We start from the raw sequence: 24,389 nt of genomic DNA, 5'->3' as shown, positions 1-24,389 counted from the left end.
AGCCGCGGCTTACTCTTCGTGGTGGTGCTTCTCGTACTCGTCGGCCTCGGCCTTGGTGGCGTGCACGATGCCGTCCGGGTGCTCCGGTGGCGTATACAGGGTGTACAGGCGCATCGGCTCGGTCTGCGACTTGTTGATCACGTTGTGCTCGGTACCGGCCGGGATCACCACCGCCACGCCGTCTTCGAGCTGGTGCTCCTCGCCGTCGAGGATGGCGACGCCGGTGCCGGCCTCGACGCGGATGAACTGGTCATGGCCGGTGTGGTGCTCCATGCCGATCTCTTCGCCGGGCTGCAGGGTCATGATGACGAGCTGGCTGCGCTGGGTCGTGTAGAGGACCTCGCGGAAATTGTTGCCCGCTAAAGTTTTTTCTTCAATATTGATGCTGTAACCCGACATGCTTGTTCTCCAGATTGGTTCGAACCCGGAACGGCCTGGCCGTCCCGCCCGATATCGATTGTATAAGAGGCGGCGTTTTGGCGCAGGCGGCCAAGCGGCGCACGGCGCGACAACTGTGACTTGGCCCGAAGGCGGCTGTTTGCAATCTTGCGCCGGGCAAAATTTTTCCATGCTAGCCTTTCTTTATAGAAACTTCAGAGAAAGGACAGGCGTGCAATCCCAAGTCAAGAATTCCGTGATGGATGCGATCGGCGAAACGCCGCTGGTCAGGCTCGGCCGGGTTTTTCCTGGCGCGAACGTGGTCGCCAAGCTGGAGTACATGAACCCCGGCGGCAGCATCAAGGACCGCATGGTGCGCCACATGCTGCGCCAGCTGCCGCCGGGGACGACCCACGTGGTCGAAAGCTCGTCCGGGAATACCGGCGCCGCGCTCGCGATGGCCAGCGCGGTGCTGGGGCTGCGCTGCGACGTCACCGTGCCGGACACGACCAGCAGCGAGAAGATCAAGCGCATCGGTGCCTACGGCGCCGCCGTGCACCTGTGCGCGCCCGAGGACTACCACGCCGCCGCCGAAAGCCTGGTCGACGAGCATGGCGCCCACTATCTCGACCAGTACTGCAGCGCGCTGAACCGCGAAGCCCACTACCGCGACACCGGCCCCGAGCTGTGGCGCCAGCTCGTCGGCGAGATCGACGTGTTCGTCTGCGGCGTGGGCTCGGGCGGCACCATCTCCGGCATCGGCCGCTACCTGAAGGAGCGGGATGCGCGGGTGCGCGTGATCGGTGTCGAGCCGCCGAACTCGGCCTACCGCAAGCTGGTGACCGATCGTCCCGCGGACGGTCCCTACGCTACCAGGATCGAGGGCGTCGGCAAGCGCGAGCCTTCGCGCAGCTTCGATCCGGCGGTGGTGGACGACGTGGTGCAGGTGGCGGACGAGGATGCGCTGGCCTGGTGCCGGCGCCTGGCCTGCGAGGAGGGCATCCTGGCCGGCGGTTCCAGCGGCTGCGTCACGGCCGGCATCGCCAGCCTGCTGCCGCGCCTGCAGGGCCTGCGGGTCGCCACCGTGTTCCCGGATTCGGGCGCGTTTTACCTGTCGAAGTATTTCTGACGGCCAGTCATTACTGACAAACACGGGACGGCGTGCTTATACTGGCGGTTTATCTTTCCGACAAGGAAGCCCAGTGAGCCTCATGTCCCGCCGTCCTCTCTCGATCATCGCGCTGTCGCTGTCCCTCGCATTTGCCGGCGCCGCCGCCAAGGCCTCGGCTGCAGTCGCAGCCGCAGCCGCAGTCGACAATGCGGCGGCGGCCGATGCGCCTGCCCCCCAGCGCGACCTGCGCGCCAGCTATACCAAGTACGAGTACCGCATCCCGATGCGCGACGGCACCCGCCTGTTCACGGTGGTCTACGTGCCGAAGGATGGTTCGAAGAGCTATCCCTTCCTGGTCAACCGCACGCCCTACAGCGCGGGCGTGTATGCCGACGGCGAACTGCACTACGGCGAAGACTGGTACCCGTCGCAGATCGGCCCGTCGAAGGAGTTCGAGGACGCCGGCTACATCTTCGTCAAGCAGGACGTGCGCGGCCGCTACATGTCGGAGGGTAAGTGGCAGGAGATGACGCCGCACCTGAAGGCGCAGCGCGCGGCGGGCGAGGGCCAGGAAAGCCAGGACATGTACGACACCATGGAATGGCTGCTCAAGCATGTCCCCAACAACAACGGCAAGGCCGGCATCTACGGCATCAGCTACCCGGGCTTCTACACCTCGGCCAGCATCATCGATTCGCACCCGTCCATCAAGGCGGCCTCGCCGCAGGCGCCGGTGACCGACCTGTACATGGGTGACGACTCCTACCACGGCGGCGCGTTCATGCTGGCGTCGAACTTCGGCTTCTACGCCAACTTCGTCGAGCAGAAGAACCCGACCACGGGGCCGAAGAGCCGCGAGAGCTTCGACTACGGCGCGGCCGACGCCTACGACTTCTTCCTGCGGCACCAGACCATGCCGAACATCCTGTCGACGCTCACCGACGGCCAGCGCGCCTACCTGGCGCCGACCATCGAGCACGATACCTACGACCAGTTCTGGCAGACGCGCGACATCTCGCGCCACCTGAAGGGTGTCAAGGCGGCCGTCCTGAGCGTGGGTGGCTGGTTCGACGCGGAAGACCCGCAAGGCCCGTTCACGACCTACCACGCGGTCAAGAAGTACAACCCCGGCACCTTCAGCGGCCTGGTGATCGGTCCCTGGGTGCACGGCGGCTGGGCGCGCTACGACGGCCAGCAGCTCGGCCAGGTCCGCTTCGACAGCAAGACCGGCGAGTACTTCCGCAGCCAGATCCAGTTCCCCTTCTTCGAGCAGCAACTGAAGGGCGTGAAGCCGGCCAGGCCGATCGCCGAGGTGACCGTGTTCGAGACCGGCTCGAATGTCTGGCGCCAGTACGCGTCCTGGCCGCCGGCGCCGGTCAAGCCGCGCACCCTGTACTTCGCGCCGGGCGGAAAGCTGAGCTGGGCCCCGCCTTCCTCGGGTGTCGAGTTCGACGAATACGTGTCGGACCCGAAGAAGCCGGTGCCCTATATCGGCTACGCGTCCACCGGCGTCCCGCAGGAATACATGGTGTCCGACCAGCGCTTCGCCGCGACCCGCCCGGACGTGCTGGTCTACCAGTCGGACGTGCTGGAAGGCGACGTCACCGTCGCCGGCCCGGTCACGCCGAAGCTGTTCGTCTCGACCACGGGTACGGACGCCGACTGGGTCGTCAAGCTGATCGACGTCTATCCGGCCGAGTACCCGGACGGCGAGCACCCGGCGCGCGGCAAGGATGTCGGCGCCCCGCACCGCAGCATGGCGGGCTACCAGCAACTGGTGCGCGGCAATCCGCTGCGCGGCAAGTTCCGCAACAGCTTCGAGAAGCCGGAGCCTTTCGTGCCGGGCAAGATCGAGGCGATCAGCTACCACCTGGGGGACGTCAACCACACCTTCCGCCGCGGCCACCGCATCATGGTGCAGGTGCAGAGTTCCTGGTTCCCCCTCATCGACCTGAACCCGCAGACCTTCACCTCGATCCCGAGGGCCAGGCCGGAAGACTTCAAGGCCGCGACCCAGCGCGTCTACCACGCGGCGCAGACCCCGTCCGGGCTGCAGCTGCTGGTGATGCCGGCGCACTGATATTCGTATGCGCCCGTTTTTGCAAGGAGCAGCAGCATGAGCGACCGCGTCGCAGTCGAGTTAAGCAAAGCCTACCGCCTGATGAACCACGGCCCGACCGTGATCGTCACCAGCCAGCATGGCGGGCGCTCCAACATCATGTCGGCGGCGTGGTCGATGCCGCTCGACTTCTCGCCGCCCAAGGTGGCGGTGGTCATCGACAAGAGCAGCTTTACGCGGGGGCTGATCGAGGCCTCGGGCGAGTTCGTGCTGAACATCCCCTCGCGCGAAATGGCGCGCCTGACGGTGGACGTCGGCAATTCATCGGGCAGCGAGATCGACAAGTTCGCGGCCTATGACATCGCGAGCTTTGCGGGTTCCGTCGCAAAGGCCCCGCTGGTCGAATGATGCCTGGGCTGGTTGGAGTGCCGCCTGATTCCGGAGCCGCACATCCAGCAGGCCTACGACCTGTTCCTCGGCGAAGTGGTCGCCGCCTGGGCCGACCCGAGCGTGTTCGACGGCGCACACTGGACGCTGGAGGAGGGCGGCAAGCGCAGCATCCACTATGTCGCGGGCGGGCACTTCTTCGAGATCGGGGCAGCCTTCGACGTCGACGAGGACGGCGGCAACGGCCAGTAAGCTCAGCGCCAGCGCGCGATCTTCTGCAGCAGGTCGACGCGCTGGACGGTCAGCAGCGTCGTGACCGCGGTGCGCTCGTCGCCCGACGGCAGGCTCGCGGCGAAGGCGGCGAAGGCGTCGCGGTAGGCCAGCCACAGGCGCTCGGTCTTGCGCACGTCGGCGTGTCCGATGGTCGAGTCGCCGATCCGGTCCGGCCAGTCCGGCTGCGTCGACGGGATGGCCATCACTTCCCGGTAGACCTGGTTCAGCTCACCGTCGCGCGCGGTGGCGTCGGCGGCGGACGCGGACGGCAGCTTGCCGCCGATGGCGTCGAGCGCGGCCTGCATGAATTCCTCGCGCAGCCTGGCCTGGCGCTGGATCGCGAAGCCGGCGGCGGCGGTCCCGTGCGCATCGACTTCTTCGGCGCCTGCCTCGGCATAGCGCGCGGCCGCCCGGCACAGGATGGCGAAGGCCTCCCGGCTGGCGGCGGGCAGGGCGCGCACGGCGCGATCCAGGCGCGCCTCGCGCACGCGCCGGTCCTGGGTCTCGTGGAGATCCGCGCAGACGGCGCCCATCGAACCGCTCGTGACGTCGTCGCACAGGTCGAAGCGCTTGCCCGGCTGGGGCCCCTTGGCGAGGTGGGCGATGCGCCCCTCCATCTCGGCCTTGGCGACGAAGTCGAGGGTGCAGGCGTGGTGGATGGCCCGGTCGCTGTCCTGGGCGACGCCGTCGCCGTTCGCGTACATCATCATCAGTACGGCGTCGTCGTGGTTCTCCAGCGCGCAGGCGCGCACCAGCTCCCACTCGGCCGGCGAGGTCTGCGCCTGGCCGCGCTTGCGGTAGTACAGCTCCCTTGCCTTGCAGCCGGCGGGCGCCTTCATGGCGGAAGGCGGCGGCTGAAGCCGTTCGACCCGCATGCACTGCCGGTACCAGTCTTCGTCCTGCGAAAACGGGACGCCGAAATTGCTCGTGTTCGGATAGGGGCCCGCGGCCGGCGCGGGCTGGCAGACGGCGAGGGCGGCGCCGGCGGCGAGAAGGCAGGCCGGAATCTTGCGGACGAGTGCGTGCATGTCGCGTACTTTAGCGGAAAGCCGGGCGTTTCACGCCACCTGATGGTTCAACACTTCATTCAGCCGCGCCACCAGGTTCTCGCGCGCCTCCGTCGCGTGATGCTCGGACATCTCGGCCGCGCGCGCGACGTCGCCGTCGGCGATCGCCTTCGCCATCGCCTCGTGTTCGTCCCAGATCGATTCGCGCTGCATCGCCGACTGCAGGACCGCGCCCATCACACGCCGCAGGTGCACCCAGTGGAACTGCGTCGTTTCGAAGATCAGCGGATTGCCCGAGGCCTGGTAGATCGCCGTGTGGAAGGCGATGTCGGCGTCGATCATCGCCTTCACGTCCTTGCCGCGGGCAGCCTTGCGGCCGGCGGCGATGATGCCGGGGTCGATCGCGGCCTTGCGCCCGGCGGCCAGGCGCGCCGCCAGCGTGTCGAGGGCGGCGCGCACCTGGTAGAGGTTGCCGATCCATTGCGGATCCAGCTCGGCGACCAGCAGGCCGCGCCCGGGGGCATCCTTCACCAGTCCATCCTTTTTCAGCAGCCGCAGCGCCTGCAGCACGGGCGAGCGCGACACGTCCATCTGTTCGGCGATTTCTTCCTGCGTGATGCGGGCCCCCGGCGGCAGCGAACCGTCGCTGATGGCGTCCAGCAGGGATTGATAGACCTGGTCGACGAGGTCGGGGCGTACCTGGATCTTGGATAATTGTTTGAGCATGTGTTCACCTTTGTATTCAGTATACGTGACAGCTCCCTAAAGTCAATTTGGCAAGCCGGCCGGACGAATCGCCTGCACACGCCAGAAAAAAAATCGTTGACATCCACGGCGGACAGGCGGAGTATGAACTCTGTATACAGAATACGGAGCGCATGAGGGAGCAGGTCCGGTCGCGATGGCGAGGCCGTTCCCGGCAAGCGCAAAAAATTTTGCCAAAGCACTCTGTATACAGAATACGGAGTGCGGAAAAAGCCACTTTTCCAGAGGAGACAAACAGGATGAACACCCGCGACAAGACCGCAGAAGCCGCAGCCCAGGCACAGCCAGCCGTCAAGAAGCTGATCCCCTTCGGCGGCTATTACGCCAACAGGATTCCCGGCCACGATCCGGAGCTGACCGAAGTCGGCCCCGGCACGCCGATGGGTGAATACATGCGCCGCTTCTGGCATCCGGTCTGCATGTCGATGGAGTTGACCGACACGCCGCATTTCCTGAAGATCCTCGGCGAGGAACTGGTGGCCTTCCGCGACGGTTCCGGCCGCATCGGCCTGCTGCACGCCCACTGCGTGCACCGCGGCGCGTCGCTGGAGTACGGTGCGATCCAGGAGAAGGGCATCATGTGCTGCTACCACGGCATGGTGTTCGACGTCGACGGGACCTGCCTGCACGTGCCCTTCCCGAAGGGCGAGGAGAAGGAAGCCGAAAAGTACGCCTGCTCGATCAAGCAGGGCGCCTATAAAGCCTTCGAGCGCCATGGCCTGGTGTTCGCCTACATGGGGCCGCCGGAAGACGAGCCGCCCTTCCCCGAGTGGGAGGGCAACTTCACGGTGGCCGAGGGCGACGAGCTGGTCCCCTACAGTAACTTCCAGCACTGTAACTGGCTGCAGGTGCAGGACAACGCCGCCGACAACTTCCATCCGACCGCGCTGCACGCCGCCAAGAACGTCGTCAACAAGCAGTTCCAGGGCACGACCTTCGACGAAGTCGGCGCGGCCTCGATGGAGGTGGCGCCGGACATGCAGTTCATCCCGGTCCACGGTGGCCGCGGCCTGGCCTGCGCCGGTGCCCGCCGCGTGAACAAGGACAAGCTGTTCGTGCGGGTCCAGCACCAGGTGCTCCCGAACCTGAGCCTGCACGCCTATACCTCGGAGGACGGCTCGAACAAGAAGCTGTTCAGCCGTTTCCACATCATCCGCTGGACCGTGCCGGTCGACGACGTCAACTCGAAGATGATCGGCTGGCGCGTGATGGGGCCGGGGATCGACACCCGCGGCATCGGCCGCAAGGACATGGTCGGCTACGAGACCATCGACTTCCTCGAAGGCCAGGTGGCGATGCGCCGTCCGGAACGCTTCGGCAAGTACAAGCTCGAGGACATGCCGCCGATTCCGTCCGACCACCGCGCCCGCGAGAACTACAAGGAGTGCCAGTACGCGCCGGGCGACTACGAAGCCATCATCAGCCAGCGCCCGATCGCCGTGCACGCGCTGGAAAACCCGACCCGGTTCGACGCCGGCGTGTTCCTGTTCCGGAAGCTGCTGCGCGACGCGGTCCGCGGCAGCAATCCGGCGGCCGGCCCACAGGAGTTCGCGGCCTGGCTGCGCGAGAACGCCGCCGCGCCGAACAGTTACTGCTCGGGCAATGTGCTGGAGGTGCCGGAAGGCGAGACCGTCGAGGAAGAAGTGGCGCGTCGCCGTCACGTGACGCGTCAGATCGTCGCCATCCTGACCCAGAGCGAAAGCATGAAGGGCGAAGAGCGCGCGGTCTTCGTGCGCGAGAAGTTCGACGAACTCGAACAGTCGACCAGGCAGTAAGCGAGGCGGGAGACAGCCATGGAAATGACCCAGACCCAGTTCAAAAGCCACGGGCAGACGACGCTCTCGCTGCTGGTGCGCCAGATCCGCTTCGAAGCGAGCGGCATCAACTCCTACGAGCTGGTGCACCCGCAGGGCGAAGCGCTGCCGCCCTTCAGCGCCGGCGCCCACATCGACATTCACCTGCCGAACGGAATGACGCGCCAGTACTCGTTGTGCAACTCGCCGGCCGAGCGGCACCGCTACGTGATCGCCGTGCTGCGCGACGAGAAGGGGCGCGGCGGCTCGAGGGCGCTGCACGAGGCCTTGCGGGTCCAGGACCTGGCCACCGTCAGCGGTCCGCGCAACAACTTCGAACTCGTCCCCGGTGCGAAGAAAGCGATCCTGCTGGCCGGCGGGATCGGCGTGACGCCGCTGAAGTCGATGGCGCATGCGCTCGACGCGGCCGGCATTCCCTTCGAGCTCCACTACTGCGCCCGCAATCCCGGCTGCGCCGCGTTTCGCGAAGAACTCGGCGTCGCCTGGACCCACGGGAAGCTGGTGCATCACTTCGACCACGGCAAGCCGGAGCAGGGCCTCGACATCGCCGGCCTGCTGCGCGAGCCGGAAGAGGGGACGCATCTGTTCTATTGCGGCCCGGCCGGCTTCATGAAGGCCTGCGCGGAAGCCGCCAGCCACTGGCCGGCGGGCGCCGTCCACTTCGAGCACTTCAAGGCGCCCGAACCGGCGGCCGGCGCGAAGGCCCTGGCGCCCGGCGCCTTCATGGTGAAGATCGCCAGCAGCGGCGCCATGCTCGAAGTCCCGGCGGACCGCAGCATCGCCGACGTCCTCGAGCAGAACAACATCCGGATCGAGACCTCCTGCCAGGCCGGCCTCTGCGCAACCTGCAAGATCCGCTACCTCGAGGGCGAAGTCGAGCACCGCGACTACATCCTCGGCGACGACGAACACGGCCAGTTCCTGACGGCCTGCGTCTCGCGCGCTGCCAGCGGCCTGCTGGTGCTCGACCTGTGAGCGCCTAACAGAACCCCCATGGCGGCGTTGCATGGGGGATCTGTTAGACGCTCAAAATTATCCATGACTGAAGGAGACATCATGCTGGACAAAGTAAAGCAGATCGCCCCCGTCGAAGCGGCGCGGATCGCCAGGGCGCAGCAGGACGCGCAGCGTTCGATCTACCATCCGCGCCAGGAGGGCGTGATCTATCCCGAGATCCCGTCGTTCGAGGACCCGGCCGAGGAACGCCGGCACCGGAAGGAGCGCCTGGTCGCCGCCTGCCGCGCCTTCGCCCAGCACGGCTTCGACTACGGCTTCGCCGGCCACCTGACGGTGCGCGATCCCGAGCATCCGGAGCTGTACTGGACCAATCCGATGTGCGTCCACTTCTCGCAGGTAAAGCTGTCGAACCTGATCCTGGCCGACCACCAGGGCCGCGTGGTCGAGGGCGACTATGCGATCAACCGCGCCGGCTTCGTGCTGCACGCCGCGGTGCACGAGGCGCACCCGGACATCGTCGCGATGTGCCACGCGCATACCGTCTACGGCACCGCCTTCGCCGCGCTGGGCCGTCCGCTCGAGCCGATCAGCCAGGACGCCGCCGCCTTCTTCGAAGACCATGTGGTGATCAGGGACGAGGCGGGCCAGGTGGCGGTGGAAGAAAAGGCGGGCCTGTCGGTATGCGACTGGTTCAAGGGCGTCAAGGCGGCGATCCACCAGAACCATGGCCTGCTGACCGCCAGCCGCCACAGCATCGAGTCGGCCGCGTTCTGGTTCATCGCCCTCGAACGCTGCTGCCAGCAGCAGCTGATGATCGAAGCGACCGGCATCAAGCCGCTGCTGGTGCCGCCGGACCGCTCGCGCTACAGCCGCGAGCACGTCGGCAGCGAATACATCGGCTGGCTGCACTTCCAGCCCATTTTCAACCAGTTGCAGAAGACGCAGCCCGATATGTTCGAGTGAGGTTCGACTGACTATCCCGCTGCTCCATTGTTCCATGCCGCCGCCCACCGGCGGCCATATCAAGGGACGAAAGACCACGGCAAGCGGCATCCACGAGATGCCGACCTGACCAGGCGCGTTCCATCACACTATCTGGAGACAAACAATGCTGAGCTCAACCAAGGTGGCCGTAGGCAGCACGACGATCGACGAGGCTTCGAAAGCCTATTCCAAGGTCGCGTGGCGCCTCTTGCCTTTTCTGTTCCTGTGCTACGTCTTCGCCTATCTCGACCGCGTCAACGTCGGCTTCGCGAAGCTCCAAATGATGTCCGACCTCGGCCTATCCGAGGCCGTCTACGGCATGGGCGCCGGCGTATTCTTCGCCGGCTACCTGATGTTCGAAGTCCCGAGCAACATCGTCATGCTCAAGGTGGGCGCCCGCAAGTGGATCACCCGCATCATGGTGACCTGGGGCCTGATCTCGGCCGCGATGATGACCGTGTCGACGCCGGCCAGTTTCTACGCCCTGCGCTTCCTGCTGGGCGTGGCCGAAGCGGGCTTCTTCCCGGCGATCCTGCTGTATCTCACCTACTGGTTCCCAGCCGCCCGCCGCGGCAAGGTGACGGCCCTGTTCATGACCGGCATCCCGATGTCCGGCGTGATCGGCGGCCCGCTCTCCGGCCTGATCATGGGCACCATGGATGGCGTGTCCGGCTACCACGCCTGGCAATGGGTGTTCGTGCTGGAAGCCGTCCCGACCATCATCCTCGGCTGCATGGCCTGGTTCTACCTGGACGACAAGGTGGTCGACGCCAAGTGGCTGGACGAGAGCGAGAAGTCGCTGATCGAGCATGAGCTCAACCAGGACAGGCAGGGCGCCCACCTGCACAATCTGCGCGACGGCCTGGTGAACCCGCGCGTCTGGCTGCTGAGCGGCATCTACCTGTTCTACACGATGGGCCTGTACGGCATCAGCTTCTGGCTGCCGACCATCATCAAGGCCAGCGGGGTCAAGGCGGCCTTCGACATCGGCATGCTGACCTGCATTCCGTACGCGGCGGCGACCGTGACCATGATCCTGGTCGGGCGCAGCTCGGACCTGCGCCGCGAGCGGCGCTGGCACCTGGCGCTGGCGGGCGTGGCCGGCGCCGTGGGATTGACGTGGAGCGCGGCCTACGCCGACAACACCGCGATCGCGATGCTGGCGCTGACCCTGGCGACGATGGGCATCATCACCACGATCTCGCAGTTCTGGCTGCTGCCGCCGGCGGTCCTCAGCGGCGCCGCGGCGGCTGCCGGCATCGCGCTCGCGAACTCGGTCGGCAGCGTGTCGGGCATGGTGGCGCCCTACATGCTGGGCGTGGTCAAGACCATGACCAACAGTACGAACGCGGGCGTGATCGCGATTGCGGTGTGCCTGCTGGTGGGATGTGTGTTGACGTTCGCGCTGCCGGCGAAGGCGGTCAATCCGAAATAGGGGACCCGGCCGCGGGGCCTGGCGGTTCCGCGGTTTTCGGTCCCGGTGGCGCTCGTGCTGATATAATAATTGCACACCACCAACACAGTCCATGAGCGCCCTTTTCGATCACGAGATCACCGAACAGCTGCACGACAGTTCACGTTCGCTGGTCTATCGTGCGCGCGCCGCCAACGGCGCCGCGCTGATCGTCAAACTGCCGAACCAGGCTTTCCCGTCCTTCCAGCAGCTCGCACAGTTCAAGCGCGAGTACGCGATCGCGCAGCGCTGCCGCCATCCGAACGTGGTGCGTCCACTTGCGCTGCAGCTGCACCGCGGACGCTGGACCATGATCCAGGAGGACATCGGCGGCCTGGCGCTGGACCGCCTGCTGCGTGAGCGTCCGATGCTGGCGCTGGACGAGTTCTTCGACATCGCCCTGCAGCTGTGCGCGGCGCTCGAGGAGGTCCACCGGCAGGGCGTGATCCACAAGGACATCAATCCCTCCAACCTGGTGTGGAGCGGCGAGCGGCGTCTCCTGCAGCTGATCGATTTCGGCATCGCCAGCGAACTGCCGCAGGAACAGCAGGGCGTCGTGAATCCGCATGCGCTGGAGGGCACGCTGCGCTACATGGCGCCGGAGCAGACCGGGCGCATGAACCGGCGCGTCGATTACCGCGCCGATTTCTATGCGCTCGGCGCGACCTTCTACGAACTGCTGGCCGGGCAGGCGCCGTTCGAAGCGCGCGACGAAATGGAGCTGGTGCATTGCCACATCGCGCGCAGCCCGGACTGGGGGCTTCCGGCGCTCGCCCGGCTCCCTGGCGCGCTGCTGGCGATCGTCCAGCGCCTGATGGAAAAGAATGCCGAGCAGCGCTACCAGGGCGTGCAAGGCTTGCGCGGCGATCTCGAGGCCTGCCGCGCGGCGCTGTCCGGCGCGGCGCAGCCGCTGCGGCTGTCCGGCCACGACGGCCGCTTCCTGGTGCCGCAGACCCTGCACGGACGCGAACAGGCGATCGCCGCGCTGCTGGCCGCCTTCGAGCGCAGCGCCGAAGGCAGCCGCGAGATGCTGCTGCTGGCGGGCTACTCCGGCATCGGCAAGTCGGCGGTCGTGAACGAGGTGCAGAAGCCGATCGTGGCGCGGCGCGGCTGCTTCCTGGCCGGTAAATTCGACCAGTACCAGCGCGACGTGCCCTACGCCTCGCTGGTCCAGGCCTTCCAGGGACTGGTACGCCAGCTGCTCGGCGAGCCCGAGGAAACGCTGCGCCAGTGGGCCGGCAAGCTGCGCGCCGCACTGGGCAGCGGCCTTGGCGTGATGGTCGAACTGATCCCCCAGCTGGCGCTGGTCGTCGGCCCCACCGAGGCCGCGCCTGTCTTGCCGCCGGACCAGGCCCGGCACAGGCTGGGCCGGGTGTTCCCGCGCTTCGTCGATGTGTTCGCAGCGGCCGGCCACCCGCTGGTGCTGTTCCTCGACGACCTGCAATGGGCGGACGCCGCCACGCTGCGCATGATCGAGCTGTTCATGCGCCCGCGCAGGACCGGGCACCTGCTGTTCATCGGCGCCTACCGCGACAACGAAGTCGGCGCCGCGCATCCGCTCGCGGCGTTGCACGACAAGCTGCTCGCCGAAGGCGTGCGGCTGTCCACGCTGGTGCTGGGGCCGCTGACCGAGCCGCAGGTGGCGCAGATGGTGGCGGCCGCCGTGCGCGTGCCGGCGGCGGACTGCGCGCCGCTGGCCCGGCTGTGCTTCCGCAAGACCGCCGGCAATCCCTTTTTCCTCAACCAGTTCCTGGCCTCGATCCACGACGCCGGCCACCTGCGCTACCGCGGTACCGGCGATTGCTGGGACTGGGACCTGGCGGCGATCGAACAGGCGGCGTATACCGACAACGTGGTCGAGCTGCTGCTCGGGAACATTCGCCGCCTGCCTGCCGCCACGCAAGCCCTGCTGCAGCTGGCCGCCTCGATCGGCAACCGCTTCACGCTCGACACGCTGGCGCTGGTGCTGGGGCAGGGCGCCTGGCACACCCAGCAGGCGCTGTGGCCGGCGCTCGATGCGGGTCTGGTCCAGCCGCTCGACGAACGCTACAAATACGTCGACATCGACGCCGGCGAGACCGGCGTCGGTTACCGCTTCCTGCACGACCGCGTGCAGCAGGCGGCCTACCTGCTGCTCGATCCAGCGGCGCGCGCCGCCAATCACCTGCGCATCGGCCGCCTGCTGCTGGCGGATGCCGAAGGCGAGCGGCTGGAAGCGCGGCTGTTCGAGATCGTCGAGCAGCTGAACGCCGGCCGCGCCCTGGTCCTCGATGCCGGCGAGCGCGCGCAGCTGGCCGGGCTGAACCTGCGCGCCGGCGCCAAGGCGCGCCGCGCCGCCGCCTTCCAGGCCACGCTGGAGCACATGCGCACCGGTCTCGAACTGCTGCCGGCGGACGCCTGGCAGGGCCACGCGGCCCTGTGGCTCGACCTGCAGCTCGGCGCGGCGGAGGCGGCCTACCTGTGCGGCCAGTTCGACGCGGCCGAGGCCATCTATCCGCTGGTGCGCGCCCACAGCCCGACGCCGCTGCTGCAGGCGCGCTGCATCACGGTGCAGGCGCACCAGTATCAACTGCAGGGCCGCCTGCCTGACGCCATCGCGGTCCTGCGCGAGGGCCTGGCGCAGCTGGGTATCGGGATTCCGCACGATGCGGCGCAACTGAAGGCGCGCTTCGACGAACACCTGCTCGAGATCGGGCGCCTGCTCGAGGCGCGTGCGCCGGACGAGCTGCTGGCGGCCGGCGAGATGGTCGATCCCGCCGCGGTGGCGGCGCTGCAGATGATGCATGGCCTGTGGATGGCCGCCTACTACGCCGGCCAGCAGGACCTGAGCGCGCTGATGGTGCTGTCGATGACCCGCCTGTCGATGCGGCAGGGGACCAGCGATTTCAGCGCGGTCGCCTACGTCGCCTATGCCTTCCTGCTGACGCTGCAAAGCGGCGACGCCGGGCGCGGCTACCGCTTCGGCGCGATGGCGCTGGCGCTGGCCAGGCGCCGCGCCAGCGTGCCGGCCCGCATCCAGACGGCGGTGATGTTCGCCGCGATGACGAGCCACTGGACACGGCCGCTGCGCAACTCCGACGCGCTGTACGAGGAGGCGTTCGGCTGGGCGCTCGAAATCGGCGATTTCGTCCAGGTGGGGGTGGTGGCGGCGGTGCGCGCGACCGAACGGTTGATCCTCGGCGACTACCTGCCGGAGCTGATGCACGCCACCGAACGCGACCTGGCGCTGATGCGCGCCAACGGGCAGCAGTCGATGGCGGACTGCTGCGTGGCCGCCGCGATCCAGCCGATCAAGTCCCTGATGGGCCTGACGCCGCGCAGCGACAGCTTCGACGATGCGGCCTTCAACGAGGCGCGCTTCCTCGAGCAGTACGGCGGCTCGTGCCTGTACCACGCCTACTTCCTGCAAGCGAAGATCCGCAACGCCTGTCTGTTCGACACCGGCGACGCCGAAGCGCTGGCCCACCAGCTCGACATCGTCACGCAAATCATGCGCGGCCAGGCCAAGGTGGCGGAAACGAGCTTCTATGCCGCGCTGGTCTGGATCCGGGGGCTGCGGCGCGATCCCGCGCGGTCCGATGCGGATGCGCTGCAGGAACGGATCGAGGCGCTGGAGGCGAAGCTGTCCGGCTGGGCCGCCATCGGTCCGGACGAGATCCGCGCCAGGCATTTGCTGGTGCAGGCCGAGATGGCGCGCGGGCGCCGGGACCTGCCGCTGGCCACGCGTCGCTACCAGCAGGCGATCGACGCCGCCGGCATGGCCGGCTTCGTCAACCTGCAGGCGCTCGCCAACGAGCTGTGCGGCGAATGCTGGCTCGAGCAGGAACAGCCGCGCGTGGCCGCGGTGTTCATCAAGGATGCGGTGGCGCGCTACGGCCAGTGGGGCGCTGAGGGCAAGGTGGCGCGGCTGCGCGCACGGCACGCCGGCCTGCTGGCGCGCACCGAGGGGCGCACCACGCAGTCGCAGTCCACCGTGCAGGCACGCGGCAATTCAGCGCTCGACCTGGTCTCGCTGCTGAAGGCGACGCAGATCCTGTCGAACGAAGTCGGCCTGCGCAATGTATTGCAGCGCCTGATCGCCATCGTGCGCGAAAACGCCGGTGGCCAGGTGGCGCGCCTGCTGCTCTTGTCGGATGGCGTCTACCGGCTGGAGGCCGAGAGCGATGGCGACGCCGTCAGCGTGCTGCAAGCGCGCCAGCTCGATCTCGATGCGCCCGCCGATCCGCAGTTCCCGCTGTCGGTGCTGCGCTACGTGATCCGTACCGGCGCCGAGGTCATCGAAGACAATATCGCGGGCGCCTCGCGCTTTGCCGCCGATCCCTACGTAAGGCAGCAGCAGCCGCGGGCCGTCATGTGCCTGCCGATCCGGCACGGCGGCCGCATCGACGGCGTGCTGTACTTCGAGAACCGCCTGGCCGAAGCTTCGTTCACCGCGGAGCGCGTCGAGTTCCTGCGCATGCTGGGCGCCCAGGCGATGATCTCGATCGCCAGCGCGCGCCTGCACGACAGCCTGGAGCGGCGCGTTGCCGAGCGCACTGCGCAGCTGGAGGACGCCAACCGCAGGCTGGCGGCCCTGTCGATGACCGACGGGCTGACCGGCCTGGCCAACCGGCGCCATTTCGACGAGGTGCTGCGCACCGAATGCGCGCGCGCCGTGCGCCTCGGGCAGCCGCTGGCCGTCATCATGCTCGACGTCGACCACTTCAAGAAGTACAACGACCACTACGGCCACCAGGCCGGCGACGCCTGCCTGATCAGGGTCGCGCAGGCGCTGGCTGCCGGCATGCGGCGCGCCGGCGACCTGACTGCGCGCTACGGCGGCGAAGAGTTCTCGATCGTGCTGCCCAACAGCGGCGAGAGCGAGGCGCGGCAGGTCGGCGAAGCGCTGCGGCGCGCGATCGAAGAGCAGCGCATCGCCCACGCCGGCGCGGCCGTGGGACAGGTGACGATCAGCGTCGGCATTGCGGTCCGGCCGGGCTCGCAGGCCGGCGATCCGGATGCGCTGATGCGGCTGGCCGACGCCGCGCTGTACCGCGCCAAGGACGCGGGGCGGAACTGCGTGATGCTGTGATCGCGCTACAAGGCGTTGCTCCGGCCCGGCATCGCGTCGCTGCCGGTGTCGGGGCCGCCGGGGCCGCCGGTCGAGGCGCCGCCGACACCCGGCCGGGTGTCGCTGCCGGTCTTCGAGCCTGGCGGCACCCGCGCGCGGTCGGACTTGCGCAGCTCGTCGCCGCTGCCCGCCGAGCCGCCGGTGGCGCCGTCCGTCGGGTTCACGCCGGCGCCGGGCATCGGCGTGGCGGTGTTGCTTGGTACGCCGCCGGAAACGTCGGATTCCTTGTTGTTGTCGGCCATGATGAACTCCTTCTGAGGCGTGATCGATAGGACCGATGGTAGTCCGTCGTGCGGAAACGCGAATAGGACTACGGGCTGAGGGGATGTAGGAGATCTTGTTCTGAGATTTTTCGAATTGCCGGCGCCAAGACTGAGTAAGCTTTCGGGCAGAAACACATCAAGGACGCGCGAACTCGGCCTGCAGTTGCTGAACCGGCACGGCGTGGAGCTCGACACGCTGGTGGACGCGAGAACCCGCATCCTGCTGCTCACCCTGGATACGCTGCCGCCAACGCCCGCCTCGAAGCTGGAGACGGCGGTTCGCAGGGCCAGGGCGCAAATCGCCGCCCTGATCTCCCGGTATCGGGGCAGCCAAGCGACGGATGCGCCGCTCAGGCGTTTTCGGCGAGCGCCAGCTTGCGGCGCTGGCTCATCCAATATCCGAGGCCCAACAGGCCCAGCCACACCGGAATCAGCCACACCGACACCCGCATCTCCGGCGTCAGGTACATGATCACCAGGATGCCCGCCAAAAACGCCAGGCACAGCCAGTTCGTCAGCGGATACAGGGGGCTGCCGAACACCGGCTTCACGCCCTGCGCCGCCTTTGCGGCCCGGAAGCGCAGGTGGCTCCAGCTGATCATCGCCCAGTTGATCATCATCCCGGCCACCGCCAGGCCCATCAGCATGCCCAGCGCCTTGCCCGGCAGCGCGTAGTTCACGGCGACGCAGGTGATGGTGGCCACCGCCGATACGCCCAGCGACACCAGCGGCACGCCGCGCTCGTTCACCTTCAGCAGCGCGCGCGGCGCGTGGCCCTGGGTGGCGAGGCCGTACAGCATCCGGCTGTTCGAGTAGACGCAGCTGTTGTAGACCGAGACGGCGGCGGTCAGCACCACCAGGTTCAGCACGTGGGCCACCGCGCCGGCGTCGAGCGCCTTGAAAATCAGGACGAACGGGCTGGCGCCGGGCTTGATCTGGTCCCAGGGGAAGAGCGAGAGCAGCACCGCCAGCGAGCCGACGTAGAACACCAGGATGCGCCACAGGGCCTGGTTGGTCGCCTTCGGGATCGACTTCGACGGGTTGTCGGCTTCGGCCGCCGTGATGCCGATCACTTCCAGGCCGCCGAAGGAGAACATCAGCACCGCCATCGACATCACCAGGCCTTCGATGCCGTGGGCGAAGAAGCCGCCGTGCCGCCACAGGTTGGCCACGCCCGCCTGCGGGCCGGCGCCGCCGGAAAACAGCAGGAACACGCCGTACAGGATCATCGCGACGATGGCGACTACCTTGATGACCGCGAACCAGAATTCGGTCTCGCCGAAGGCCCGCACATTGAACATGCTGATCGCGTTGGCGAACACGAAGCAGCCGAGGGCCGAGACCCAGGTCGGGATCTCCGGGAACCAGTACTGCACATAGATGCCGACCGCCGACAGCTCGGCCATGCTGACCAGTACATACAGCACCCAGTAGTTCCAGCCGGTCAGGAAGCCGGCGAAGCGGCCGCAGTACTTGTCGGCGAAATGGCTGAAGGAGCCGGCCACCGGTTCATCGACCATCATCTCGCTGAGCTGGCGCATGATCAGGAAGGCGACCAGGCCGGCCACCGCATAGCCGAGCAGGATCGAGGGGCCCGCCATCCTGACCGTTTCGGCCACCCCGAGGAACAGGCCGGTGCCGATCGCGCCGCCGAGGGCGATCAGCTGGATGTGGCGGCTCTTGAGGCCGCGCTTCAGGTGGTTTTCGTGGAGGGCCATCGGAATCCTGCCTATCTTGATCTTGCTTGAAAGACAGGAATGATAATCGATGCGGGCGACGGGGGCGAGCTTATCCGGCGGCGCCGGCATGAAGGCCTGTATGTACATGTGCAAAGAGTTGTAAGGTTCGGCAACTTTCTCAGCCGTTCAGGTATTCTTCACGCTTCCGTTTTCCGGCATACAGAACACCACGATGAAGCATTCCCAGCGTAAGCGCGCCCATTACCTGGCTCTCGGCCTGGCCCTCTGCGATATCGCCATCCTGCGGCCCGCGCTGGCGCAGACGGCCGAGGGCACGCAGGCCGCAGCCCCGGCGAATACCGGCGCTTCCACCTCCGGCCAGGCGGCGCCAGGGGGCAAGGTCCAGTCCGTGAACGTGGTCGGCGAACGCCAGACCAACCGCATCGACCGCCAGGTCTACGACGTCAAGAGCGACGTCAGCAGCACCAACGGCACCGCCGCCGATGCGCTGAACAACGTGCCCTCGGTGTCGGTCGATCCGGACGGCACGGTCTCGCTGCGCGGCAGCACCAACGTCCAGATCCTGGTCGACGGCAAGCCCTCGGCCATGCTGCAGGGCGATAACCGCGGCCCGGCCCTGCAGGCCATGCCGTCCGAGGATATCGATTCGATCGAGGTCATCAACAATCCCGGCGCGGAGTTCGGCAACGAGGGCGGCGGCGGTCCGATCCTGAACCTGGTGATGAAGCGTTCGCGCCGTCCGGGCGGCTTCGGCGTCGTCAACACCAATGTCGGCAGCGCGGGGCGCTACAACTCGGCCCTGAACGGCCAGTACAACACCGGGCGCTGGGGCGTGCAGGGCGGCGTCAACGTGCGCCACGACGGCCGCGATTCACGCACCGAGACCGAACGCGACCGCGTCGACCCGCGCAGCAGCGTGGTCCAGCATTCGAGCACCTCGGGCACCAGCACCGGCCTGAACGACAGCGCCGGCCTGCGCGGCCAGCTGACCTACAACCTGGGCGACGACGACACCGTGGAAGCGAACGTCGGCTACATGAAGCGCACCAACGACAGCCAGGGCGTGGACCACTACGTCGTCGCCAACGACGGCGTGCCCTTCAGCGACTACCTGCGCACCCGCCGGACCGGCGGCGAGAACACCAACTCGACCTGGGGCGCGCGCTGGGACCACAAGGGCGCGAAGATCGGCGAACTGTTCCGGATGGACCTGCGCGTCTCGAGCAGCGACAACGCGTCCGAGGCCCGCTATGCCAACGACTACCTGATCGCGCCGTCCCGACTCGACCCCAGCCAGCCGTTCTCGAACGTCGACGCCGACAGCCTGCAGGACAATGCGAGCAAGGTCCGCATCGTCGACTACACCGGCGACTACGAGCGGCCGCTCGACAGCGGCGCCATCCTGAAGCTCGGCTACAAGCTGATCGACACCGACAGCCGGATCGATACCCGCTACTTCGACTTCGACCCGGCAAGCGGCGCGGCGGTCGCGAACGGGCGCCGCACCAACGGCTTCGAGGTCGACGAACGCGACGCCGCGCTGTACGGCTCCTACCAGTGGAAGCTGAGCGAGCGCTGGGGCGCGCTGGTCGGCATGCGCACCGAGTACACGCACATGGACCTCGACCTGGCGGACAGCGACATCAGCGCCGCCAACCGCTACCTCAACTGGATTCCGAGCGCCTTTGCGACCTACAAGCTGACTCCGACGACCAACCTGCGCTTCGCCTATGCGCACCGGATCCGCCGCGCCACCGGCCAGCAGCTGAATCCCTTCGTCATCTACCAGAACGAGTTCAACGAATCGAGCGGCAACCCGAACCTGAAGCCGGTGCAGACCGACTCCTTCGAGATCGGCTACGAGACCAAGGCCGGCAAGCTGGACGCCAACCTGCGTGCCTACTACCGCGCCGACCGCGACATGATCCGCAGCCGCCAGACGGTGGTGAACGACACGGTGCTGCTGACGACGCTCGAAAACGGCGGCAGCAACCGCGCTGGCGGCCTGGAATTCACGCTCAGCGGCAAAGTCACGCCGAAGTTCTCGATCAATACCAGCGGCAACCTGGCCTTCACCGAGCAGCAGCAGATCGACCTCCTCGGCGGCGAGTACAAGCGCACCGCGTCCTCGCTGAGCGTGCGCGGCCGCTTCAACTACGAGCTGACGGCGCAGGACCACCTGCAGCTGATGATCAACGCGCAGGGCAAGACCCTGGCGGGGGCCGGCTACCGCGAGCCCTCGTCGACGCTGAACCTGAGCTACCGCCGCGCCATCACGCCGGCGCTGAACCTGGTGTTCAACGTGACCGACGTGTTCCGTTCGCAGAAGGTCGAAACGATCACCGATACCGCCTCGCTGAAGGAGCACACGCTGCGCACCAGCGCCGGCCGCATCGCCTACATCGGCCTGTCCTACCGCTTCGGCGGCGTGCAGGGCGGCGGCCAGCGTCGCGAACGCGGCGGGAGCGGCGAGGGCTGGCGCGGCGCTCCGCCGCCGGGCGCCGGCCCCGGCGGTCCCGGCGGCTTCGGCGGCGGCCGGGGGGGCTGAATCAGACGCCGTGCGGCAGGCCGAGGTTGCGGTTGGCCGGCACGGCGATATCGATCAGCTTCGGCTTGGGCAGGTCCAGCTTGCCCATCAGGTCGACGAATTCGGCGCGCGACCGGTTTGCCAGGCGCGCGTTGTGTCCTTTCTCCCAGCCGATGGTCGACACCGACTGGCCCTTGTAGTCATGGCCGGGCCAGACCCGGGTCGGGTCGGGCAGCGCGAACAGCTTGCCGGTGACGCTGTCGTACAGCGCCTCGGCGCTGCCGCCTTGGAAGTCGGTGCGCCCGCAGCCGCCGATCAGCAGGGTGTCGCCGGTGAACACATTCCCCCGCCAGAGATAGCACATGCTGCCGGCCGTGTGGCCGGGCGTGTGGATGACCGCGATGGTTTCCTGCTGGCCGAAGCGGATCGTGTCGCCGTCGCGCAGCTGCAGCTCGGCGGGCGGAATCCCGCATGCGCTCGGCACCGCCGCCTTGGCCCCGGTCAGCGCACGCAGGCGCCCGGCCGAGGTCACGTGGTCGGCATGGGCGTGGGTCTCGAGGATGTAGGCCAGGCGCAGGCCGAGGCGCTCCAGGTGGGCCAGGTCGCGCTCCCAGTGCTGGTCGACTGGATCGACGATCACGGCCTCCCTGTCTTCCGGGCCGCTGAGGATGTAGGTGAAGGTCGAGGAGACGGGGTCAAACAGCTGGATCGGGTTCATGGGATGTCTATACAGGCGATATGAGCTGGCATGGTGCCACGGCGGCGGGCCTTTATCAACGTCGTCCCCGCGCGGGAACGACGGCTTGGTTGAAACGCGTGTAGCCGATCTGCTGGAAGTAATGCTGCAGCGCCTCCGGCCGCGCGCCCGGATCGGCCAGCGCCACATAGCCGTCGGGCCGCACCAGGTAGGCGGCGTCGCGCGCCAGCCCGGCCCGCTCGTGCGCGCGCTCCCAGTCGAACACGTGCAGGGCCAGCCCGGCGCGGTGGCACCAGTTTTCGAGCGCGTCGCTGGCGACGCCGTACACATGCAGCTGCCAGTCGACGGTGCCGGTGGGCGCGTAGTTGTCCATGATGGCGCCGGCCGCCCAGGGCAGGCGGTCGCCGCCCTTGACCTTGCCGGCGCTGCCGCTGCTCAGCGGGCTGCCGTGGTAGTTCAGCATGCACTGCGACACCAGCCGGAACATGAACTCCTTGACCGCATCGACGGTGTACGCCGCGCTGACGAACAACGGGGCGATCCGGGTGCGCACGAAATTCGCGAACGAGCCTTCGGCGGACACAAACGTGAACACGCGGTCGGTGGTCTCGACCAGGGTGCGGGCGAAGGCCATGCGCTCGTGCTCGAAGCTGTCGAGCAGGCGCTGGTCGGCGTGGCCGCGCAGCACCGCCTTCAGCTTCCAGGCCAGGTTGATGGCGTCGCCGATGCCGGTGTTCATGCCCTGGCCGCCGGCCGGGCTGTGGATATGGGCGGCGTCGCCGAGCACGAACACGCGGCCGTGGCGGAAGTGGTCGGTCAGCCGGTGGTGCACCTTGTAGGTCGAGAACCAGTTGACCTGCTTGACCTCGACCCCGAGGCCGTGGATGGCGCGCTCGCCGACGTCGTCGAACGTGAGTTCGCGGTCCGGCGCCACGCGGTCCTCGCGGATGCTGCCGATCAGCCGTGCCTGGCCGTCGTTGGCGTAGGCGAACAGGGCCAGGAAGTCGGCGTCGTCGAGCGACAGGTGGATCTGGCCGTCGGCGGCCGGTCCGGCGGCGGCCACGTCGGCCACGTAGAACAGCTGGTCATAGGTGCCGCCCTCGAAGCCGGCGCCGAGCAGGTGCCGCACCGGGGAGTGCGCGCCGTCGCAGCCGGCCAGCCAGCGCGCCTCGCAGGTTTCGGTGCCGTGCGGCCCGCGCAGCTCGACCTGCACGTGGTCCTGGTGCTGCTCGAAGCCGGCCAGCTCGGTATCGCGCTCGACTTCCACGCCCATCTGCTCGAGGCGCTCGACCAGCATGCGTTCGTGCCGATCCTGGGGAAACACCAGCACGAAGGGATAGGGCGTCAGGTCGGCGCCGGCGTCGCCGAAGCTGATGTGGGCGCGCCGCTTTCCGCGCACCCAGAGGTTGATGCCGGGGTTCACCACGCCGGCGTGGACGACGTCCGCGGCCAGGCCGAGCTGGCGGTACAGCTCCAGCGTGCGCGCATGCACGACCACCGCGCGCGAGGTCGTGCCGGGGCCTGCCGTCTTGTCGACGATGCGCACGCCCACGCCCTGGCGCGTCAGCCACAGCGCCAACACCAGGCCGGTCGGGCCGGCGCCGGCAATCAGGACGTCCACACGGTTCATGGAAGCTCCGTCGCGGCATGCGGCCGCTCTGCGCGCCAGGCGAGGATGCGCTCGACGGCTTCGAACACGACCATGCCGGCGATCATCGCCGCCACGAACAGCAGCGTCGGCCATCCGCCGACGCTCAGGCTGGTAAGGGCCGGACCGGGGCAGTAGCCGACCAGCCCCCAGCCGACCCCGAAGGTCACGCTGCCGAGCACCAGGCGGGCGTCGATGCCGCTTGCGCCCGGCATGTGGATGTGGCCGCCGAACACGGTGCGGGCGCGCTCCCCGCCGACACGGAAGGCGATCGCGGCCACCAGGATCGCGCCCAGCATCACGAACATCAGCGAGGGGTCCCAGCGGCCGGCGAGATCGAGGAAGGCCAGCACCTTGGCCGGGTTGCTCATCCCCGACAGGATCAGGCCGGAGCCGAACAGCAGTCCGGCGAGGAAGGCGGTCATCATTGGCATGGCGTTCTCCCGGCTCAGGCAAGGACGTGGCGCACCACGTAGACCGTAAGGAAACCCGCCAGCATGAAGCACGCGGTCGCGACCAGCGAGCGGGGCGAGAGGCGGGCGATGCCGCACACGCCGTGGCCGCTGGTGCAGCCGTTGCCGAAGCGCGTGCCGAGGCCGACCAGCAGGCCGCCGAGCGCCAGCAGCCCCGGCGCGTGGTCGATCTGGGCCGGCGGCATGGCGCGCATCGCCAGCCAGACCAGCGGCGCGGCGAGCAGGCCGAGCACGAATGCCAGGCGCCAGCCGATGTCGCCGCGCGCCGGGCGCAGCAGGCCGCCGGCGATGCCGCTGATGCCGGCGATGCGGCCATTCGCGAGCAGCAGCACGGCGGCGCCGAGCCCGATCAGCAGGCCGCCGGCGAACGAGCTCAGCGGGGTAAAGTGGATCCAGTCGATGTTCATGCGGCCTCCTCCTGCCTGCAATACAGCTGGTACAGCAGCTTCAGCACGGCCAGTGCCTGTTCGCTGGCAATGCGGTAATAGATCTGCTTGCCGTCGCGGCGCGTGGCGACCAGCCCTTCCTGGCGCAGCACGCCCAGTTGCTGGGACAGCGAGGGCTGGCGCAGGTCGAGCACGCTCTCGAGTTCGCCGACCCGTTGCTCGCCCAGCGTGAGCTGGCAGAGCAGGAGCAGGCGGTCCGGATTGGCGAGGGCTTTCAGCATGCCGCCGGCCCGGGTGGCGGCCACACGCATGGCGGCAGGGTCGAGGCCGGCTGGAACGCGGATATTGTCTTCCATGACTTGTGGTCCGTGACTTCAGTCTATCAAACGATAGTATA

The 24,389-nt window shown here is 67.8% G+C and carries 18 protein-coding genes and 1 pseudogene; 9 read left to right on the top strand and 10 right to left on the bottom strand.

Annotated elements, in window-relative coordinates; all coding sequences use genetic code 11:
• Nucleotides 1–9: 9 nt before the first annotated feature.
• Complete coding sequence (locus tag AM586_RS02675; protein ID WP_047825239.1) at nt 10–399, bottom strand: cupin domain-containing protein; 390 nt, start codon at nt 397–399, stop codon at nt 10–12.
• A 211-nt stretch (nt 400–610) separates the two neighbouring features.
• Here AM586_RS02675 and AM586_RS02670 point away from each other — a divergent pair, with 211 nt between their 5' ends.
• The 3 genes and pseudogenes from AM586_RS02670 to AM586_RS02660 all read left to right on the top strand — a co-directional run bounded on the left by AM586_RS02670 (nt 611) and on the right by AM586_RS02660 (nt 4,187).
• On the top strand, nt 611–1,507 hold the full coding sequence (locus AM586_RS02670; protein WP_229411176.1) for a PLP-dependent cysteine synthase family protein: 897 nt from the start codon (nt 611–613) through the stop codon (nt 1,505–1,507).
• A gap of 82 nt (nt 1,508–1,589) precedes the next feature.
• Nucleotides 1,590–3,569: a CocE/NonD family hydrolase gene (locus AM586_RS02665; protein WP_047825237.1), complete on the top strand. Its 1,980-nt coding sequence runs from the start codon at nt 1,590–1,592 to the stop codon at nt 3,567–3,569.
• A gap of 36 nt (nt 3,570–3,605) precedes the next feature.
• Nucleotides 3,606–4,187, top strand: a pseudogene (locus AM586_RS02660) (flavin reductase family protein).
• Between the two features lie 2 nt (nt 4,188–4,189).
• Here the strand turns inward: AM586_RS02660 and AM586_RS02655 are convergent.
• Both AM586_RS02655 and AM586_RS02650 read right to left on the bottom strand, forming a co-directional pair.
• Nucleotides 4,190–5,236 carry a lysozyme inhibitor LprI family protein gene (locus AM586_RS02655; RefSeq protein ID WP_047825236.1) on the bottom strand — a complete coding sequence of 349 codons (1,047 nt, stop codon included), beginning with the start codon at nt 5,234–5,236 and terminating at the stop codon, nt 4,190–4,192.
• A 30-nt stretch (nt 5,237–5,266) separates the two neighbouring features.
• Nucleotides 5,267–5,941 (bottom strand): GntR family transcriptional regulator, encoded by a 675-nt coding sequence (locus tag AM586_RS02650; protein ID WP_047825235.1) that lies wholly within the window; start codon nt 5,939–5,941, stop codon nt 5,267–5,269.
• 278 nt (nt 5,942–6,219) lie between these two features.
• On the opposite strand from AM586_RS02650, the gene AM586_RS02645 reads away from it, so the two are divergent.
• The 5 genes from AM586_RS02645 (at nt 6,220) to AM586_RS02625 (ending at nt 16,259) form a co-directional block, all read left to right on the top strand.
• Nucleotides 6,220–7,755, top strand: coding sequence for a Rieske 2Fe-2S domain-containing protein (locus AM586_RS02645; RefSeq protein ID WP_047825234.1), 1,536 nt, complete (start codon nt 6,220–6,222; stop codon nt 7,753–7,755).
• An 18-nt stretch (nt 7,756–7,773) separates the two neighbouring features.
• A complete protein-coding gene (locus AM586_RS02640) occupies nt 7,774–8,769 on the top strand; it encodes a PDR/VanB family oxidoreductase (protein ID WP_229411175.1) in 996 nt (331 codons plus the stop codon).
• Nucleotides 8,770–8,850: 81 nt separating this feature from the next.
• Nucleotides 8,851–9,714, top strand: a complete 864-nt coding sequence (locus tag AM586_RS02635) for a class II aldolase/adducin family protein (RefSeq protein WP_082439609.1) — start codon at nt 8,851–8,853, stop codon at nt 9,712–9,714.
• A 145-nt stretch (nt 9,715–9,859) separates the two neighbouring features.
• Complete coding sequence (locus AM586_RS02630; RefSeq protein ID WP_047825233.1) at nt 9,860–11,170, top strand: MFS transporter; 1,311 nt, start codon at nt 9,860–9,862, stop codon at nt 11,168–11,170.
• A gap of 91 nt (nt 11,171–11,261) precedes the next feature.
• The gene (locus AM586_RS02625) at nt 11,262–16,259 is read left to right on the top strand and encodes a diguanylate cyclase domain-containing protein (RefSeq protein ID WP_047825232.1); all 4,998 of its coding nucleotides are present in this window, start codon (nt 11,262–11,264) and stop codon (nt 16,257–16,259) included.
• Nucleotides 16,260–16,264: 5 nt separating this feature from the next.
• Here AM586_RS02625 and AM586_RS02620 read toward each other — a convergent pair whose 3' ends face one another.
• The gene (locus AM586_RS02620) at nt 16,265–16,540 is read right to left on the bottom strand and encodes a hypothetical protein (protein ID WP_060566896.1); all 276 of its coding nucleotides are present in this window, start codon (nt 16,538–16,540) and stop codon (nt 16,265–16,267) included.
• Between the two features lie 371 nt (nt 16,541–16,911).
• The gene (locus tag AM586_RS02615; RefSeq protein WP_047825230.1) at nt 16,912–18,279 is read right to left on the bottom strand and encodes an amino acid permease; all 1,368 of its coding nucleotides are present in this window, start codon (nt 18,277–18,279) and stop codon (nt 16,912–16,914) included.
• 193 nt (nt 18,280–18,472) lie between these two features.
• Here AM586_RS02615 and AM586_RS02610 point away from each other — a divergent pair, with 193 nt between their 5' ends.
• Complete coding sequence (locus tag AM586_RS02610; protein WP_052233968.1) at nt 18,473–20,809, top strand: outer membrane beta-barrel family protein; 2,337 nt, start codon at nt 18,473–18,475, stop codon at nt 20,807–20,809.
• 1 nt (nt 20,810) lies between these two features.
• Here the strand turns inward: AM586_RS02610 and AM586_RS02605 are convergent, their stop codons facing one another.
• The 5 genes from AM586_RS02605 to AM586_RS02585 are packed head-to-tail and all read right to left on the bottom strand — an operon-like array spanning nt 20,811 to nt 24,348.
• Nucleotides 20,811–21,506, bottom strand: coding sequence for an MBL fold metallo-hydrolase (locus tag AM586_RS02605; protein ID WP_047825229.1), 696 nt, complete (start codon nt 21,504–21,506; stop codon nt 20,811–20,813).
• A 55-nt stretch (nt 21,507–21,561) separates the two neighbouring features.
• The gene (locus tag AM586_RS02600; RefSeq protein WP_047825228.1) at nt 21,562–23,115 is read right to left on the bottom strand and encodes an FAD-dependent monooxygenase; all 1,554 of its coding nucleotides are present in this window, start codon (nt 23,113–23,115) and stop codon (nt 21,562–21,564) included.
• Nucleotides 23,112–23,567, bottom strand: a complete 456-nt coding sequence (locus AM586_RS02595; protein WP_047825227.1) for a YeeE/YedE family protein — start codon at nt 23,565–23,567, stop codon at nt 23,112–23,114. Before AM586_RS02595 ends, AM586_RS02600 begins: the two co-directional genes overlap by 4 nt.
• Nucleotides 23,568–23,581: 14 nt before the next feature.
• A complete protein-coding gene (locus AM586_RS02590) occupies nt 23,582–24,013 on the bottom strand; it encodes a YeeE/YedE family protein (RefSeq protein ID WP_047825226.1) in 432 nt (143 codons plus the stop codon).
• Nucleotides 24,010–24,348 (bottom strand): helix-turn-helix transcriptional regulator, encoded by a 339-nt coding sequence (locus AM586_RS02585; RefSeq protein ID WP_047825225.1) that lies wholly within the window; start codon nt 24,346–24,348, stop codon nt 24,010–24,012. The genes AM586_RS02590 and AM586_RS02585 overlap by 4 nt, the downstream gene beginning before the upstream one ends.
• Between the last annotated feature and the right edge of the window lie 41 nt (nt 24,349–24,389).

Origin of the sequence: Massilia sp. WG5, assembly GCF_001412595.2 — a bacterium.
Classification (GTDB): domain Bacteria; phylum Pseudomonadota; class Gammaproteobacteria; order Burkholderiales; family Burkholderiaceae_D; genus Telluria.
This window is presented reverse-complemented; position numbering and strand designations above follow the sequence as displayed.

Excerpts from the sequence above, each read along its gene's own strand:
- AM586_RS02635 (WP_082439609.1), top strand. The coding sequence starts at position 8,851 with ATGCTGGACAAAGTAAAGCAGATCGCCCCCGTCGAAGCGGCGCGGATC.
- AM586_RS02640 (WP_229411175.1), top strand. The coding sequence starts at position 7,774 with ATGGAAATGACCCAGACCCAGTTCAAAAGCCACGGGCAGACGACGCTC.
- AM586_RS02650 (WP_047825235.1), bottom strand. The coding sequence starts at position 5,941 with ATGCTCAAACAATTATCCAAGATCCAGGTACGCCCCGACCTCGTCGAC.
- AM586_RS02675 (WP_047825239.1), bottom strand. The coding sequence starts at position 399 with ATGTCGGGTTACAGCATCAATATTGAAGAAAAAACTTTAGCGGGCAAC.
- AM586_RS02630 (WP_047825233.1), top strand. The coding sequence starts at position 9,860 with ATGCTGAGCTCAACCAAGGTGGCCGTAGGCAGCACGACGATCGACGAG.
- AM586_RS02620 (WP_060566896.1), bottom strand. The coding sequence starts at position 16,540 with ATGGCCGACAACAACAAGGAATCCGACGTTTCCGGCGGCGTACCAAGC.
- AM586_RS02615 (WP_047825230.1), bottom strand. The coding sequence starts at position 18,279 with ATGGCCCTCCACGAAAACCACCTGAAGCGCGGCCTCAAGAGCCGCCAC.
- AM586_RS02585 (WP_047825225.1), bottom strand. The coding sequence starts at position 24,348 with ATGGAAGACAATATCCGCGTTCCAGCCGGCCTCGACCCTGCCGCCATG.
- AM586_RS02655 (WP_047825236.1), bottom strand. The coding sequence starts at position 5,236 with ATGCACGCACTCGTCCGCAAGATTCCGGCCTGCCTTCTCGCCGCCGGC.
- AM586_RS02645 (WP_047825234.1), top strand. The coding sequence starts at position 6,220 with ATGAACACCCGCGACAAGACCGCAGAAGCCGCAGCCCAGGCACAGCCA.
- AM586_RS02665 (WP_047825237.1), top strand. The coding sequence starts at position 1,590 with ATGTCCCGCCGTCCTCTCTCGATCATCGCGCTGTCGCTGTCCCTCGCA.
- AM586_RS02600 (WP_047825228.1), bottom strand. The coding sequence starts at position 23,115 with ATGAACCGTGTGGACGTCCTGATTGCCGGCGCCGGCCCGACCGGCCTG.
- AM586_RS02610 (WP_052233968.1), top strand. The coding sequence starts at position 18,473 with ATGAAGCATTCCCAGCGTAAGCGCGCCCATTACCTGGCTCTCGGCCTG.
- AM586_RS02625 (WP_047825232.1), top strand. The coding sequence starts at position 11,262 with ATGAGCGCCCTTTTCGATCACGAGATCACCGAACAGCTGCACGACAGT.
- AM586_RS02590 (WP_047825226.1), bottom strand. The coding sequence starts at position 24,013 with ATGAACATCGACTGGATCCACTTTACCCCGCTGAGCTCGTTCGCCGGC.
- AM586_RS02605 (WP_047825229.1), bottom strand. The coding sequence starts at position 21,506 with ATGAACCCGATCCAGCTGTTTGACCCCGTCTCCTCGACCTTCACCTAC.
- AM586_RS02595 (WP_047825227.1), bottom strand. The coding sequence starts at position 23,567 with ATGCCAATGATGACCGCCTTCCTCGCCGGACTGCTGTTCGGCTCCGGC.